Origin of the sequence: Salipiger sp. 1_MG-2023 (assembly GCF_030547555.1) — a bacterium.
Taxonomy (GTDB): domain Bacteria; phylum Pseudomonadota; class Alphaproteobacteria; order Rhodobacterales; family Rhodobacteraceae; genus Salipiger.
Window position 1 is genome coordinate 38,915 of the sequence record NZ_JAUOQN010000002.1, and the last position, 13,987, is coordinate 52,901.

Sequence of the window (13,987 nt, forward strand, 5' to 3'; positions counted from 1 at the left end):
GGGTCTTTCCTGCAAACCACGCTCAGCTGATACTTTCATGGCACCGATTGGGCGTGTACATCTTTGCCCATGGCGCGAAACGCAAAACCCAAGACAGCTACCGCAACTTCCGGCGCGAAATCCGCAAAGGCGCAGCCAAAGTCGCGCAAGCCGCCACGCCCCGGCCGCTGGCTGATGGCGCAATTGCTGCGGCTGGCGCTGGTGGTGGCCGCGCTGCTGCTGCTGCTGGTCATCCTGTTCAAGGCGGTCAACCCGCCTGTCACCTACACCATGTGGTCCGAGGGCAAGCGCCTAGGCAGCCCCGTCGACCACAGCTGGGTCGATGCCGATGACATCGCCCCGGTGATGCTGCGCGCTGTCGTGGCCGCCGAAGACGCGAATTTCTGCACCCACTGGGGCTTTGACATGAAGGCGATCCGCGCCGCAATCGAAGAGGGCGGCAACCGCGGCGCATCGACCCTGTCGCAACAGACGGTCAAGAACGTCTATCTCTGGCAGGGGCGCAACTGGCTGCGCAAGGCGCTCGAGGCATTGCTGACCCCGGTGGTCGAGGCCGTCTGGTCCAAACGCCGCATTCTAGAAGTGTATCTGAACATCGCCGAATTCGACGAGGGTGTGTTTGGGGTGGCTGCGGCGGCGCGGCACTATTTCGGCGTGTCCGCGATAAACCTCAGCCCGACGCAGTCGGCGCGGCTGGCGGCAATCCTGCCCGATCCCAAGGGCCGCTCGGCGTCGAACCCGTCGAATTTCGTGCGCAAGCGCAGCAGCCAGATCATCAGCGGCGCTGCGACCATCAAGGCGGATGGCCGCGCTGCCTGTTTCGAAGGCTAGCGCATCGACTCATAATGGTAGAACTGGGCGGTGCCACGCGCGCTGCTGCCAATGGCTTGGGCAAGCGCCTCTTCGGAGTGCTTGGGCAGCAGCGCGCGGAACACATCCCAGCTAGGTTTTCGAACCCCCAGCACCTGGCCTTTGCGCCCGCTGACGATCTGCACCACATCGCCCGCAAACACCAAGGGCACCTCGATCACCACCTGCATGATTGATTGCAGCAACGTGCCTCGTCGAGCGCCTGCTTGACCGCGGCGCGGCCCGCCATGCGAAAGGCATGATCCGAACTGTCGACCGCATGCGCCTTGCCGTCGCGCAGCGTGATCTCGACATCGACCACCTCGTTCCCCAAGGGGCCGCAGTCCAGCGCCTCCCGCGCCTCAGCCTCGACGGCGGGGATATAGTTGAGCGGCACTTGATCCGCTCGGAAAAAGCCACCCCGCTGCCGGGGATGCCCGGTGCGACGCTTAGCAGCACACCGGCGAACTGCCCTGCCCCGCCCGATTGTTTGCGATTCTCTCGCGGCCTTCAGCGTCTCGCGCAGGGCGGCTCGGGCGGGCAACCATCTCTCGCGGCAGTTCGACCAGCGAGGACGCTGCGCCCGGCTGATATTGCCACGCCCGCTCCGAGATCAGGTCGATGGCGCCAGTGATCTGCCCGTCGCTGCGCATCGGGATCTGGCGCACGCAGCACGATGCCGTGGCCGCAGCAATGTTGCGGCGCCGAGACGATCAGCGATACCCGGTCTGCAGCACCGTCCTTCAGGTCGAGAAAGGCCAAGCGCCCGACGCGCCGGCTTGACCTTACGCAAGCGGCGCAACGCAAAAGGCCCCGGATCTCCCCGGGGCCCTGATCGGATGCCGCGCGGCTTAGCGCCGACGGTCGCGGCGCGAGGACATCGGCTGGAACGCCACGCCCACATGCGCCTCGCAATAGGGTTTGCCCTGCTGAACCGGCAGACCGCAGAACCAGAACTGATCGGTCGCGGGGTCGCCCACCGGCCATTTGCAGGTGCGTTCCGTCAACTCCATCAGCGTCAGCTTCTTTGCCTTTTTCTCGATCTCGGACACCTTGGCGAGCGCCTCGGGGCTGATCTCGTTCGCCGAGGGCTGCGGCGGCAGGGGCTGGCCCGCCGGGATGATCTTGCTGCGCGCCGAATAAGGGGCAACAGGCACGACGGCGGTTTCCGTCGCCTCTTCCTCGGGCTCGGCTTCGACCGGGCGCGGGGCGGGGCGGGGCTTGATCGCCTCCTTGGGGGCGGGCGCCTTGGGCTTTTCAGCCGGGGCGGCGGAGGGAGTCGGCGCAGCGGCAGCCGAAGCGGGTGCAGGGGTCGGGCCGCCCGCGCCGCCGGTGCGGTTCGACAGGCCAAGGCGATGCACCTTGCCGATCACCGCGTTGCGCGTGACGCCGCCCAATTCCTTGGCGATCTGGCTTGCGGACTGGCCTTCCGACCACATCTTCTTCAGGAGCTCGACGCGCTCATCGGTCCAGGACATCGTTCTTCCTCATTGAAAAAGGCGGCCCCCTCGGTCGGGCCGCCTGGAAATTCCGCGGGTCACGCTATTGTAGTCATCGCTATCCGAGTTACAAGCCGCGAGCAGCGATGAAAGGCTTCACAATGACCCAGATTCCGCACAGGAACCCCGCAGAGCGGCGCTTTGGCGCCGTCAACTGGATCGGGCTGTACACATTGTGCCGCCGCGAAGTGCTGCGGTTCACCACGGTCTGGACCCAGACGCTGCTGGCGCCGCTGGTCACGGCGGGGCTTTTCCTGCTGATCTTTACCATCGCCATCGGCCCGACGCGGGGCGAGGTGATGGGCGTGCCCTTCACCCAGTTTATTGCGCCGGGCATCCTGATGATGACGGTCATCCAGAACGCCTTTGCCAACACCTCGTCGTCCATCGTGATCTCGAAGGTGCAGGGCAATATCGTCGACACGCTGATGCCCCCGCTTGCACCGTTCGAGCTGGTGCTGGGCTATCTGGCCGGCGGCGTGGCGCGCGGGATGGTCGTTGCGGTCTGCATCACGCTGGCGCTGGCGCTGACGACGGGGCAGATGCCCCAGCACCCGCTTGTGCTGCTGGTGTTCGTGATCCTTGGCGGGGCGTTCATGTCGGCGCTGGGAATGCTGGCGGGGCTGTGGTCGAACAAGTTCGACCAGATGGCGGCGATCACCAACTTCATCGTCACGCCGCTCGCCTTCTTGTCGGGCACATTCTATTCGGCGCAGGCGCTGCCGCCGCTGATGTACTCGCTGACCCATTTCAACCCGGTGTTCTATCTGATCGACGGGGCCCGCTACGGGATGCTGGGCACCAGCGATGCCAGCCCGGCGATCGGCTTCGTCATCGCCTTGGGCGCGACGGCGGCAGTGCTGCTGGCGGCATGGGCGCTGATCCGGACGGGATGGCGGCTGAAGGCGTAACACCTGCCAGAGTCGGGGCCGGCTTGCGCCGCGCCTCGCGCCAGGCCAGAAGCCCGGCCCCGGCGACGATCACCGCCCCGCCAAACAGCGACACTCTGTCTGGCACCACGCCGAACAGCGCCGCATCATAGAGCGCGGCAAAGATCAGCGTCGCGTACCAGAACGGCGACACGAAACTGGCATCGGCGCGGCGCAGCGCCTGCACGAAACAGGTCTGCGCGCTGGCCATCAGCATGCCGATCCCCGTCAGCGCCGCCCATTGCCCCGGCGTCGGCATCTGCCACACGGCCAGCGCCGCAACCGACGCGATTCCGGTGCCGATCAGGTTGTTGACCAGCAAGATCTGAAACGCCCCTTCGCGGCCTGTCAGCCGCTTGATCACCACCAGCTCGCAGCCAAGGCATAGCGCTGCGCCCACCGCCAGCAGCGCGGCGGGCTGAAATGCTTCGGGCGTCGGGCGCAGCAGGATCATTGCACCGGTGACGGCGATCAGCGCGGCAGCGATGCGCCATGGCCCAACCTTTTCACCCAGAAACGGGATCGCCAGCAACATGCCCACCACCGGGTTGAGAAAGCTGATCGCCGTGGCATCGGCCAGCGGAATAAAGGCCGCGGCGGCGAACAGGAAGCTGATGCCGCCCCAGCCCAGTACCACCCGCCCGGTGTGCACCGCCCAAGCGGGCCGGGTGAAGCTTGGCCGCAACACCAGCGCGGCCAGCGCAAAGCTGCTTAGAGCAAAGACGAACCGCCCCTGACTGATCTGCAGCGGGTGCAGCGCCGGTCCCAGAACATCGGTGCCCAGCATCTTGGCCAGCAGCGTGGTACCCGCGACAAAGGCCGAGGCGCTCAGGACCAGAAGGGCGGCAAGGGGCGGATTTTGTGTCATGCGCCCTGCCTGCGCCGCGCCTTTGGCAAAGGCAAGCGCTAACGCCTCGCGCGCATTCTAGCGCTGCCGAAGCAGAGAGCGCAAAATGGTCGTTTCGCCGGGGTGCAGCGCGCCGCCGGTGTTAGTCATCTTCAACCTTGCTGTCGTGGTGGCGGCGCTCAGAAGCTTGGCTGCGATGTGGCCTCGCCTGTCAGGCCTGATCACGCCCGACGCGGTTTCGCCATTGCCCGGCTCGAGCAAACCATGCGCCCGGTCGACCGGACGACAAGGCAGGCGATGAGGGCGTGCAGCGGGCGGCCGTTGGTCGGAGTCCGTGTCAGGATTTTAGCAACTGGCGGATGATGGGTTGGCGCCTTGGCTTGTCCGAGAGCGACAGCAGCAATTCGCTCAGTTCCGGTTCGTGCACCCGCGCTGCCGCCGCCTCGGGCGAGAACCAGCGCCGCTTGCGCTCGCCGCGCTCCTTCCAGTTGCGTTTGAGCTTGTCGACGATCATCGGATAGACCCGCACCGAGCAGGGCAGAACATTGCCACCCTCAAGCAGCTTGTCGTAATGATAGACCCCAAGCTCGTTGCACGAGATGCGCCCCTTTGCGCCGGCTTCTTCAAGCGCCTCGATCTCGGCCGCCGCCCATGGTTTGAGCCCGTCCATCTGCCAGCCCTTGGGCATGACCCAGCGACCGGTGTCGCGGGACGTCACCATAAGAACCTTGAGATCGCCGTTGCGATCCCAGTGCAGGGGAAGGGCGGCGATCTGCGCGCCCTTGATCATTCTTGAAACGCGCACGTTCTGGGTACCATCGTCTAAAGATATGCAACTCTCGTAAATCAACTATGACGATTATGTTAAAAATCCGCTGACATTCACGTCATCTGCGCAAGTCGAGGCCACTTTCCCCGATCTCGGGGCGCAATATGCAAAGTGAGCATCAACAAGCCCCCCCAGCCGCGCAAGGCGGCCGGGGGGGGTGGCGCTTCAGCGGCCCTGCTCGCCGCGCAGGCGATCAGCCTCTTCGACAAGGTTGGCATCGGCGCGCAGCTCAAGCCACATCGCGTTCAGAACCGCGAACAGGGCGGCCAGCGGCAGGCCGAGGATCCAGGCAAAATACCACATCAGGGACTCTCCTTAGTAAACGCTGTCGGAATTGCTGGTGACGTCGTCTTCGGTGACCTTGCCCCACAGCACCTTGTAGACCCACGCCGTGTACATCACGATCAACGGCACAAAGATCACGGAGGCCACCAGCATCACGAACAGGGTCAGATGCGACGACGAGCTGTCCCAGACGGTCAGCGAGCTGGACGGATCGACCGTCGAGGGCAGGATGAACGGAAACATGGTCAGACCGACGCTGGCGATGATGCCGGTGATGGCCAGCTTCGACCACAGCAGGGTCGAGACCTCATGCCCCTCACGCAGCCCGTTCACCGCCAGCGCGATGCCAGCAAAGCCCATGATCGGAGCGATGGCGATCCACGGGCGGTCGGCGTAGGAGGCCAGCCAGCTGCCCCCGTGCGCGACGGTTGAGAACAGCGGGTTGGACGGCCCGTCGGTGATCACCTCGCCGACGATCTGAAAGCCATCGACGCCAAATCCCAGCCACAGCCCTGCCAGCGCATAGGCCCCTGCGGCAACGATCCCCGCGACGATGCCGATGCTGCGCGCGCGCAGCTGCACCATGCCTTCGGTCTTCAGCGTCAGCCACGCCGCGCCATGCATCACCAGCATCGATAGCGACACCACGCCCGACAGGATCGCGAAGGGCCGCAGCAACCCAAGGAACTTGGTTGCAAAGCTGCCGTCATACATCGGCATCAGGTCTTCGGTGAAATGGAACGGCACCCCAAGGAGCACGTTGCCCACCGCCACGCCGAACAGCAGCGCCGGCGCGGCGCCACCGACGAACAGCGCCCAGTCCCAGTTGCTGCGCCAGCGCGCCGAGGGCCGCTTGGACCGGTACTTGAACCCAACGGGCCGCAGGATCAGCGCCGCCAGCACCGCGAACATCGCAAGGTAGAAACCCGAAAAGCTGACGGCATACAGCGGCGGCCACGCGGCAAAGATCGCCCCGCCGCCAAGGATGAACCACACCTGATTGCCTTCCCAGACCGGGCCGACGGTGTTGATCACCACCCGCCGTTCCAGATCCGTCTTGGCCACGAAGGGCAGCAGCGCCCCGGTGCCAAGATCAAAGCCGTCGGTGATGGCAAAGCCGATCAGCAGCACGCCCAGCAGTGCCCACCAGATCACCCGCAGCAGTTCGTAGCTTACAAAGTCATGAAGGATCATTTGATTTACTCCGCGGGAGTTGTCGCAAGGGGGGCACGCAGCCGCGCTTCATGGCGCGCGTTCCACGCGTCGGTTTCGGCGACATCCATGTAGGGACCTTTGCGGATGTATTTGAGCATCAGCCCCATCTCGATGATGAACAGCACCGTGTAGAAGATGACAAAGCCCGCAAGCGTGATCAGCAGGTCGGCGATGCTCAGGTGGCTGACCGACAGTGCCGTCGGCAGCACGCCATCAACCGTCCATGGCTGGCGGCCGTATTCGGCGACGAACCAGCCCAGCTCGGCGGCGATCCACGGGGCGGGAATGACCGCAACCGCCAGCCGCAGCGACCAGCGCGGGAACTGCATGGTGCGGAAATTGGCGGTGACGAAGAAATACAGCATCACCGCGATGAACGAGAACCCAAGGCCCACCATGAGGCGGAACGCCCAGAACAGCGGGGCGACGCCCGGAATGGTATCGTTCGCCGCCATGACGATCTGTTCTTCGCTGGCATCGCGCGGATCGTCGACATAGCGCTTGAGCAGGAAGGCAAAGCCCAGATCGTCGCTGTGTTCTTCGAATGTCGCGCGGATCTCGGGCGACACCCCGGTACGGTCGGCACGGATCTGCATCAGCGCGTCATAGGCGATGATGCCCGAGCGGACCTTGTCTTCGGCCTCGGCCACCAGATCGTTGATGCCCGGAATCACGGTATCAAGCGAGCGGGTGCCGATCAGGCCCATCGCCCATGGGATCTCGATGGCGTAATGGGTTTCCCGCGCCTCTTTGTCGGGAAAGCCGATGGCGGTAAAGGGCGCAGGCGCGGGATGGGTTTCCCACATCGCCTCGATGGCGGCGAGCTTCATCTTCTGGGTATGCGAGGCGGAATAGCCCGATTCATCCCCCAGCACGACAACTGACAGCGATGCCGCAAGGCCGAAAGCCGAGGCCACCGCGATCGAGCGGCGCGCCAGTTCGATATGCCGCCCCTTGAGTAGATACCACGCCGACACCCCGAGCACGAAGACCGAGGCGGTGACATAGCCCGCCGATACCGTGTGCACGAATTTCGCCTGCGCGACCTCGTTGAACATCACCTCGAAGAAGCTGGTCATCTCCATCCGCATGGTGTCGGGGTTGAACTCTGCGCCCACCGGGTTCTGCATCCAGCCGTTGGCGATCAGGATCCACAGCGCCGAAAAGTTCGATCCGATGGCGACCAGCCATGCCACGACCATGTGCTGCACCTTGCTCAGCTTTTCCCAGCCGAAGAAGAACAGCCCCACAAAGGTCGCTTCGAGGAAGAACGCCATCAGCCCCTCGATGGCCAGCGGCGCGCCGAAGATGTCGCCGACATAGTGCGAATAATACGACCAGTTCATGCCGAACTGGAATTCCATGGTGAGGCCCGTGGCCACGCCCAGCACGAAGTTGATGCCGAACAATGTGCCCCAGAACTTGGTCATCTGCCGCCAGATCGGGCGGTTGGTCATGACGTAGACCGTCTCCATGATCGCGACGATGATCGACAGTCCCAGCGTCAGCGGTACAAAAAGAAAGTGGTACATCGCGGTCATCGCGAATTGCAGTCGCGACAACTCTACGAGATCGAAATCCATATCAGGTCTCCTTACTTGCGGCAGGCGCGCTGTGCTGTGCCGCAGAACGTCTTCCTGAGCTTCACGTCGATTGCTGTGGCGCAGAGTCAGATTTAAGCCCCTGCTAGACCGGTCGGCCGGGATGCGGATTGATCTGCATCAAGACCATCAGGAAACGTGAATGTAACTTTCCAGCGAAAGCACATGATCGGCTGTTTCCAGCTCTGCCAGCCGGTGTGACGCGGTGACAATGGCGGCCTGCGGCAAAAAGTCTCGAATTCCGGCAAGGACTTGGCGCGCTGTCGCCCCGTCTAGCCCTTCGGTCGGTTCGTCAAGCAGCAGCAGCGCGGGGCGGCGCAGGATCGCGCGGGCCAGAACCAGCCGCCGGGCCTGACCGCCCGAAAGCCCAGCGCCGCCTTCGCCCAGAACCGCGCCAAGGCCACCGCGCGCCGCGATGTCATCGCCAAGCGCCACGGCGCGCAACGCAGCCCATGCGGCATCTTCGCTCAGGCCGGGCGCGGCCAGCGCGAGGTTTTCGAAGATCGTCCCCGACAGCAGCGCCGCGCGTTGCGGCACCAGCAGCAGGGTGTCGCGCAGCGCGCCGTGGCTTTCGACTGGCGTGCCCAGCAGCAGCGCCTCGCCCGCCGTGGCCGGTGCCAGCCCGGCCAGCACATCGAAAAGCGTCGACTTGCCCACGCCGCTTTCACCGCGAAGGGCCAGCGTTTCGCCCGGCATGACGTGGAATGACAGATCGTGCAGCAACAGCCGCGTCCAGCCGGGCCGGGCCAGCGACAGGTTGCGCACCTCAAGCACCGTGCCCGGAACGGCGGGCAACGCCGGGCTGCTGCGCTGAGGCAAGGCATGGGGCGCAGGTTCGGCCATGACACGGGCGGCGGCGTCGCGCATCCGGCCGATCTCGGCCATGCCCCGGCGCAGGGGCACCAGTGTTTCCGCCAGCGCCAGCGCCACAAAGACACCAATCGCCGCCAGCGCCGGATCAAGCGCGTCGCGCGCCACCAGCAGCCCAGCCAGCGCAAAGGCGCTGGCGGTGACCAGCGCGACGATGGCGCTCAGGATCATCCCTGCCCCGGTGTCGATGGCATCGAGCCGATCCATCGCGGCGCGGGCCTCGGCCTCGGATGCATCCAGCGCGGCGCGCCAGCGTGGCAGGGTGCCTTGCAGGATCGCCTCGCGCCGTCCGCGAAACAGGCCGATCGCCCCCTGCCGCAGCGCCTGCATCGCCGCCTCGGCGCGGCTCGACGGGTCCAGCGTCGCGCGCCCGACACGCCAGAGCACCACCCCGCCGCCGATCAGATAGCCCAGCGCAACCGACGCGGCGATGGCGTGCGAGGTTAGCGCCCACAACGCCACGAACGCCCCCGCATGGGTGATCAGCGCCGCCGCGACCGGCAACGCCAGCCGCAGCACCACGCCATCCAGCGCATCCACATCCGCGGTGATCCGGGTCAGCGCCGCCGCGCCGCGCAGGCGCCGCAGGTCCGGCATTGCGTAACCTTCGAGCCGCGCCAGCAGCGTCACCCGCAGCCGCGCCAGCGCCCGCAGCGTGGCGTCATGGGTCAGCAAGCGTTCGCCATAGCGCGCCCCTGCCCGGCCCAGCGCCAGAAACCGCACCCCCGCCGAGGGCCGGAACACATCGAAGGCGATGCCCACAGCCACCCCGGCAATACCGGTCGCGGTGATGAACCAGCCCGAAAGGCCGAGCAGCGCCGCGCCCATCCCCAGCACCGCCACGGCGAGCGCCGCCCCGCGCCACATCGCCCATGGTTCGGCCTTCCAGAGCAATCTCAGAACCTGCCAGAGTTGCCTCATGCGTCCTCTCCAAAGCGGATCACCCGCCCCATTGCATCGGCCAGCGCCGGGTCGTGGGTGGCGACGATAACGGTGCGCCCGGCGGTTGCCAGATCCACCAGTGCCGCGATGATCGCCGCGCCGTTGGTTGCGTCGAGATCGGCGGTCGGCTCGTCGGCAAGGATCACGTCTGCGCCGGTCAGGAAGGCGCGGGCGATCAGCAGCCGGCGCGCCTCGCCGCCGGAGACGCCAGCGCCGGTTTCGCCCAGCACGGTGTCCAGCCCTTCGGGCAGCGCCTCGACGATGCCGCCCGCGCGGGCCAGCCGCAGCGCCGTGCCCAGATCCGCGCCCGTCTGGTGCGGATCGAGAAACCGGCGCAGCGTCATGTCGGGCACATGCACCGCCTGCGGCACATAGGCGATCCGGGCGCGCCATGCGTCGGCGATTTCGTCGTTCAGCGGCTGACCGGCGACCGCCACCGCGCCGCTGGCCGGGGTCAGCAGCCCTGCAAACAGATCGAGCGCGGTGGATTTGCCCACCCCGCTTGGCCCCCAGAGCGCGACACTGCTTCCCGCCGCGATGTCGATATCCGGCAGTGCCAGCACCGCGCCGCGCCGCACCGTCACGCCCTGCAATGCCACCGACGCAGGCCCGACCAGCGGCGCAGAGCGCGCGCCCTGCCCCAGCACCGGCGCGGTGTCATCCTGCGCCAGCGCGTCAAGTTCATCGGCCACCGCCTCGGCGGCGGCCTTGTCGTGCCATGCCGCGGCCAGATCGCGCAGCGGCTGGAAATACTCCGGGGCAAGCAGCAGCAGGAACACGCCCTGTGTCAGAGACAGCCCCTGCCCCCAAGCGCCAAAGCTCAGCTCTCCGAGCAGGGTAAAGCCAACGTAAACCGCCACCAGCGCCACCCCAAGCGCCGAAAACAGCTCGAGCATCGTCGAGCTGAGAAACGCCACGCGCAGCACCCCCATGGTGCGTATGCGCAGCCCCTCGGCCCGCGCCTCGAACGCGGCGCGCGAGGCCTCTGCGGCGTTGAGCAGCAGGATGTCGGGCAAGGCGGCGATACGATCGATCAGCAGCGTGTTCATCGCGCCGATCTCGACCATCTGCTTTTCGCTGGCGCTTTTCGCGGCGATGCCGACCAGCGCCATGAACAGCGGGATCAGCGGGCCGCTCACCAGAAGGATCACCCCCACCGCCCAGCTTTGCCAGAAAGCCAGCGCAAGAATCACCGGCGGCACAAGCTGGCAGCGCGCCATGGCGGGGCGGTAACGGGTGATCCACGGCCCCAGAAGCGCAAGCTTTTCCGTCAAGATCGCCGCCAGCGCCGCTGAGGACGCGCCGCCGGGGCGCAGCGACTCACGGTCGAGCAGATCGGCGCGCAGGTTGTGGATGACACCATCGGCGGTGCGAAAGGCAAGCCGCGCCGCCAGCCGGTCGATCAGCGCCCGGACCAGCCCCAGCGCCGCGAACGCCGCCGCGCAGGCGAGCGTGTGCCCAGCGCCAGCGCCCGATACCCAGCCGCCGATGCCGATGGCCAGCGCCAGCGCCTGCAGCGGCCACAACGCCGCGGCCAACGCCGACAGCCGCGCCGCGCGCGACAAACCCGTTTGCGCCTCTGCCGTCAGCAGGCGGTCCGGCGATGATGTTCTGGCCAAGGCGGTCCCCGTACGCGCGTTCTTTGCCCCGGTCTTAGCCCGCGGCACACGCCGCGCGCAAATCGCCATGGTGCCGCACCCCCGCGTGAAACCGGTTTTCTCTGGCACACTTCGCCGCTAGGGTTCGCCGCGCAGACCTGCGGAGACCGTAAGAATGACCGATTTCGCCGGACGCCTGAGGCTTGGCGTCAACATCGACCACGTCGCCACCGTGCGCAACGCCCGTGGCAGCGCCTATCCCTGCCCGCTGCGCGCGGCAAAGCTTGCGCAAGAGGCGGGCGCCGACGGCATCACCGCCCATCTGCGCGAAGACCGCCGCCATATCTCGGATGCGGATATCGACGGGCTGATGGAAACCCTGACCCTGCCGCTGAATTTCGAGATGGCCGCAACCGGCGAAATGCAGGCCATCGCCCTGCGCCACAAGCCGCACGCCGTCTGCATCGTGCCCGAAAAGCGCGAAGAGCGCACCACCGAGGGCGGTCTGGACGTTGCGCGCGATGACAACCGGCTGGCGGCGTTCATCGCCCCGCTGCGCGAGGCCGGCTGCCGGGTGTCGATGTTCATCGGCGCTGACGAGGCGCAGGTGACGGCCTCGGCCCGCATCGGGGCGCAGGTGGTCGAATTGCACACCGGGCATTACTGCGATCTGCATGCCGAGGGCCGCTTTGCCGAACGCGACGAAGAACTGACGCGCCTGCGCGAGATGACCGCCTATGCCCATTCGCTCGGGCTCGAGGTGCACGCCGGGCATGGGCTGACCTACGAGACGGTGCAGCCGATTGCGGCCTTCCCCGAGGTGATGGAGCTCAACATCGGCCATTTCCTGATCGCCGAGGCGCTGTTCAAGGGCCTCGCCCCGGCCATCACCGAGATGCGCCGCCTGATGGACGAGGCGCGCGGACTGTCCGCACAATGATCCTCGGGATCGGCACCGATCTGGCCAATATCGACCGCATCGCCGGAACGCTCGACCGGTTCGGCGATCGGTTTCGCAATCGCGTCTTCACCGATATCGAACAGCGCAAGGCCGAGCGGCGCGCCGACGTGGCCGGAACCTATGCCAAACGCTGGGCCGCCAAGGAGGCGTGTTCCAAGGCGCTTGGCACCGGGCTGCGCATGGGCATCGCGTGGAAAGACATGGCGGTCAGTAACCTAGATACCGGGCAGCCGGTGATGGCACTGACCGGCTGGGCGCAAGAGCGGCTGGAGCAGATGACCCCGCCGGGGCACGAAGCCATTGTCCATGTCACCCTGACCGACGATCACCCCTGGGCGCAGGCTTTCGTGGTGATCGAGGCGCGCCCGGTTCGGCCCTAGCCGATCACAGTCCGGGTGACGCGCGCCCTGACAGGCTGGTAGCGGCCCTGCCCGACGTCGAGCCCGCGCTTCCGGGGGCCGGACAGTCCACTGTACGCTCCGCCGCTGTCAGCGCCTCGCCCTTGCGGGCCTGTGCCGGATGGCGCTTCCGGGGGCCGGGCCGTCCGCTGGACGCCCCGCCGCTTTCAGCGGTTCGCCCCCGCCCTCGCGGGCCTGCGCCAGATGGCGCTTCCGGGGGCCGGGCCGTCCGCTGGACGCCCCGCCGCTTTCAGCGGTTCGCCCCCGCCCTCGCGGGCCTGCGCCAGATGGCGCTTCCGGGGGCCGGGCCGTCCGCTGGACGCCCCGCCGCTTTCAGCGGTTCGCCCCCGGAACCCACAACACGTCGGCGCGGCCGTCGTCGTTACAGATCCGCGAGGCGACAAAGAACCAGTCGCTGAGGCGATTGAGATATTTCACCGCGTGCTCGTTGGCCTCGTCCTGTGCGGCGAGTTCCACCGCGCGGCGCTCGGCCCGGCGGCCCACGGTGCGGCACTGGTGCAGATGCGCCGCTGCCGCCGATCCGCCCGGCAGCACGAAGCTGCGCAGCGGTTCGAGCCGGGCGATCATCGCGTCGATCTCGGATTCAAGCCGCTCCACCTGTGCGGCGACGATGCGCAGCACCGGATATTCGGACTCGGCATCCTTCGCCATGTCCGGACGACCAAGATCGGACCCCAGATCAAACAAATCGTTCTGAATGCGCGACAGCGCCGCGTCCATCTCGGGGGGGCAATGCAGCCGGGTGATGCCGATCACCGCGTTCAGCTCGTCAACCGTGCCGTATGCCTCGACGCGCGCGTGGTATTTCGGCACCCGCGCACCATCTACCAGCGCGGTTTCGCCCTTGTCTCCGGTGCGGGTGTAGATCTTGTTCAGAACGACCATCGGTCAGCCTCCTCTGCGCAACAGCACGAAGATCACGATCGCCACCACCGCCACGAATTGCGCGATGATGCGCCAGCGCATCGCCTTGTTTGCGTATTTCTTGTTGAACTCTCCGCCCCGGGCAAAGCTGCCGATGCCAAACAGCAGGATCGCGACGACGATCAGCATGATCGTCGCGATCACAAGGAACAGCGGGTCTTCCCTCAGCATGGCGTCTCCTCCCACGGGCGCTTTGCGCAGACATAACCCGGCGCGGCG

The 13,987-nt window shown here is 66.5% G+C and carries 16 protein-coding genes; 4 read left to right on the plus strand and 12 right to left on the minus strand.

All coding sequences use genetic code 11. From position 1 onward, the window contains the following. Nucleotides 1–174 precede the first annotated feature (174 nt). Nucleotides 175–831 carry a monofunctional biosynthetic peptidoglycan transglycosylase gene (mtgA, locus tag Q4543_RS01460; RefSeq protein WP_303435919.1) on the plus strand — a complete coding sequence of 219 codons (657 nt, stop codon included), beginning with the start codon at nucleotides 175–177 and terminating at the stop codon, nucleotides 829–831. On the opposite strand, the gene Q4543_RS01465 is transcribed toward mtgA, so the two are convergent. The 3 genes from Q4543_RS01465 to Q4543_RS01475 all read right to left on the minus strand — a co-directional run bounded on the left by Q4543_RS01465 (nucleotide 828) and on the right by Q4543_RS01475 (nucleotide 2,327). Continuing rightward, the gene (locus Q4543_RS01465) at nucleotides 828–1,055 is read right to left on the minus strand and encodes a hypothetical protein (protein WP_303435920.1); all 228 of its coding nucleotides are present in this window, start codon (nucleotides 1,053–1,055) and stop codon (nucleotides 828–830) included. The two genes, mtgA and Q4543_RS01465, sit on opposite strands and share 4 nt — an antisense overlap. After that, entirely contained in the window at nucleotides 1,028–1,246 is a 219-nt protein-coding gene (locus Q4543_RS01470; RefSeq protein WP_303435921.1) for a hypothetical protein, read from the minus strand. The genes Q4543_RS01465 and Q4543_RS01470 overlap by 28 nt, the downstream gene beginning before the upstream one ends. A 454-nt stretch (nucleotides 1,247–1,700) precedes the next feature. Then, nucleotides 1,701–2,327, minus strand: coding sequence for a GcrA family cell cycle regulator (locus Q4543_RS01475; RefSeq protein WP_303435922.1), 627 nt, complete (start codon nucleotides 2,325–2,327; stop codon nucleotides 1,701–1,703). Nucleotides 2,328–2,449: 122 nt separating this feature from the next. Here Q4543_RS01475 and Q4543_RS01480 point away from each other — a divergent pair, with 122 nt between their 5' ends. Next, the gene (locus tag Q4543_RS01480; protein ID WP_303435923.1) at nucleotides 2,450–3,259 is read left to right on the plus strand and encodes an ABC transporter permease; all 810 of its coding nucleotides are present in this window, start codon (nucleotides 2,450–2,452) and stop codon (nucleotides 3,257–3,259) included. Here Q4543_RS01480 and Q4543_RS01485 read toward each other — a convergent pair. The 7 genes from Q4543_RS01485 to Q4543_RS01515 all read right to left on the minus strand — a co-directional run bounded on the left by Q4543_RS01485 (nucleotide 3,180) and on the right by Q4543_RS01515 (nucleotide 11,485). Next, complete coding sequence (locus Q4543_RS01485) at nucleotides 3,180–4,145, minus strand: DMT family transporter (RefSeq protein WP_303435924.1); 966 nt, start codon at nucleotides 4,143–4,145, stop codon at nucleotides 3,180–3,182. The two genes, Q4543_RS01480 and Q4543_RS01485, sit on opposite strands and share 80 nt — an antisense overlap. Nucleotides 4,146–4,461: 316 nt before the next feature. After that, the gene (locus tag Q4543_RS01490; RefSeq protein ID WP_303436132.1) at nucleotides 4,462–4,914 is read right to left on the minus strand and encodes an NUDIX hydrolase; all 453 of its coding nucleotides are present in this window, start codon (nucleotides 4,912–4,914) and stop codon (nucleotides 4,462–4,464) included. Between the two features lie 204 nt (nucleotides 4,915–5,118). Continuing rightward, complete coding sequence (cydX, locus tag Q4543_RS01495) at nucleotides 5,119–5,256, minus strand: cytochrome bd-I oxidase subunit CydX (RefSeq protein WP_303435925.1); 138 nt, start codon at nucleotides 5,254–5,256, stop codon at nucleotides 5,119–5,121. A gap of 12 nt (nucleotides 5,257–5,268) precedes the next feature. Continuing rightward, the gene (gene cydB / locus Q4543_RS01500) at nucleotides 5,269–6,432 is read right to left on the minus strand and encodes a cytochrome d ubiquinol oxidase subunit II (RefSeq protein WP_303435926.1); all 1,164 of its coding nucleotides are present in this window, start codon (nucleotides 6,430–6,432) and stop codon (nucleotides 5,269–5,271) included. A gap of 5 nt (nucleotides 6,433–6,437) precedes the next feature. Further along, on the minus strand, nucleotides 6,438–8,036 hold the full coding sequence (locus tag Q4543_RS01505) for a cytochrome ubiquinol oxidase subunit I (RefSeq protein WP_303435927.1): 1,599 nt from the start codon (nucleotides 8,034–8,036) through the stop codon (nucleotides 6,438–6,440). 147 nt (nucleotides 8,037–8,183) lie between these two features. Continuing rightward, the gene (locus Q4543_RS01510; protein ID WP_303435928.1) at nucleotides 8,184–9,845 is read right to left on the minus strand and encodes an amino acid ABC transporter ATP-binding/permease protein; all 1,662 of its coding nucleotides are present in this window, start codon (nucleotides 9,843–9,845) and stop codon (nucleotides 8,184–8,186) included. Further along, a complete protein-coding gene (locus Q4543_RS01515) occupies nucleotides 9,842–11,485 on the minus strand; it encodes an ABC transporter ATP-binding protein/permease (protein WP_303435929.1) in 1,644 nt (547 codons plus the stop codon). The genes Q4543_RS01510 and Q4543_RS01515 overlap by 4 nt, the downstream gene beginning before the upstream one ends. 154 nt (nucleotides 11,486–11,639) lie before the next feature. On the opposite strand from Q4543_RS01515, the gene Q4543_RS01520 reads away from it, so the two are divergent. Together Q4543_RS01520 and acpS are read left to right on the plus strand one after the other, a co-directional pair. After that, nucleotides 11,640–12,404, plus strand: a complete 765-nt coding sequence (locus Q4543_RS01520) for a pyridoxine 5'-phosphate synthase (RefSeq protein WP_303435930.1) — start codon at nucleotides 11,640–11,642, stop codon at nucleotides 12,402–12,404. Then, complete coding sequence (acpS, locus tag Q4543_RS01525) at nucleotides 12,401–12,805, plus strand: holo-ACP synthase (protein WP_216002279.1); 405 nt, start codon at nucleotides 12,401–12,403, stop codon at nucleotides 12,803–12,805. The genes Q4543_RS01520 and acpS overlap by 4 nt, the downstream gene beginning before the upstream one ends. Before the next feature lie 351 nt (nucleotides 12,806–13,156). Here acpS and Q4543_RS01530 read toward each other — a convergent pair whose 3' ends face one another. Further along, on the minus strand, nucleotides 13,157–13,729 hold the full coding sequence (locus tag Q4543_RS01530) for a cob(I)yrinic acid a,c-diamide adenosyltransferase (RefSeq protein WP_303435931.1): 573 nt from the start codon (nucleotides 13,727–13,729) through the stop codon (nucleotides 13,157–13,159). Nucleotides 13,730–13,732: 3 nt separating this feature from the next. After that, complete coding sequence (locus tag Q4543_RS01535) at nucleotides 13,733–13,936, minus strand: twin transmembrane helix small protein (RefSeq protein ID WP_216002327.1); 204 nt, start codon at nucleotides 13,934–13,936, stop codon at nucleotides 13,733–13,735. Nucleotides 13,937–13,987: the final 51 nt, after the last annotated feature.

Excerpts from the sequence above, each read along its gene's own strand:
- Q4543_RS01505 (WP_303435927.1), bottom strand. The coding sequence starts at position 8,036 with ATGGATTTCGATCTCGTAGAGTTGTCGCGACTGCAATTCGCGATGACC.
- Q4543_RS01480 (WP_303435923.1), top strand. The coding sequence starts at position 2,450 with ATGACCCAGATTCCGCACAGGAACCCCGCAGAGCGGCGCTTTGGCGCC.
- Q4543_RS01475 (WP_303435922.1), bottom strand. The coding sequence starts at position 2,327 with ATGTCCTGGACCGATGAGCGCGTCGAGCTCCTGAAGAAGATGTGGTCG.
- acpS (WP_216002279.1), top strand. The coding sequence starts at position 12,401 with ATGATCCTCGGGATCGGCACCGATCTGGCCAATATCGACCGCATCGCC.
- cydB (WP_303435926.1), bottom strand. The coding sequence starts at position 6,432 with ATGATCCTTCATGACTTTGTAAGCTACGAACTGCTGCGGGTGATCTGG.
- Q4543_RS01510 (WP_303435928.1), bottom strand. The coding sequence starts at position 9,845 with ATGAGGCAACTCTGGCAGGTTCTGAGATTGCTCTGGAAGGCCGAACCA.
- Q4543_RS01530 (WP_303435931.1), bottom strand. The coding sequence starts at position 13,729 with ATGGTCGTTCTGAACAAGATCTACACCCGCACCGGAGACAAGGGCGAA.
- Q4543_RS01490 (WP_303436132.1), bottom strand. The coding sequence starts at position 4,914 with ATGATCAAGGGCGCGCAGATCGCCGCCCTTCCCCTGCACTGGGATCGC.
- Q4543_RS01520 (WP_303435930.1), top strand. The coding sequence starts at position 11,640 with ATGACCGATTTCGCCGGACGCCTGAGGCTTGGCGTCAACATCGACCAC.
- cydX (WP_303435925.1), bottom strand. The coding sequence starts at position 5,256 with ATGTGGTATTTTGCCTGGATCCTCGGCCTGCCGCTGGCCGCCCTGTTC.
- mtgA (WP_303435919.1), top strand. The coding sequence starts at position 175 with ATGGCGCAATTGCTGCGGCTGGCGCTGGTGGTGGCCGCGCTGCTGCTG.
- Q4543_RS01485 (WP_303435924.1), bottom strand. The coding sequence starts at position 4,145 with ATGACACAAAATCCGCCCCTTGCCGCCCTTCTGGTCCTGAGCGCCTCG.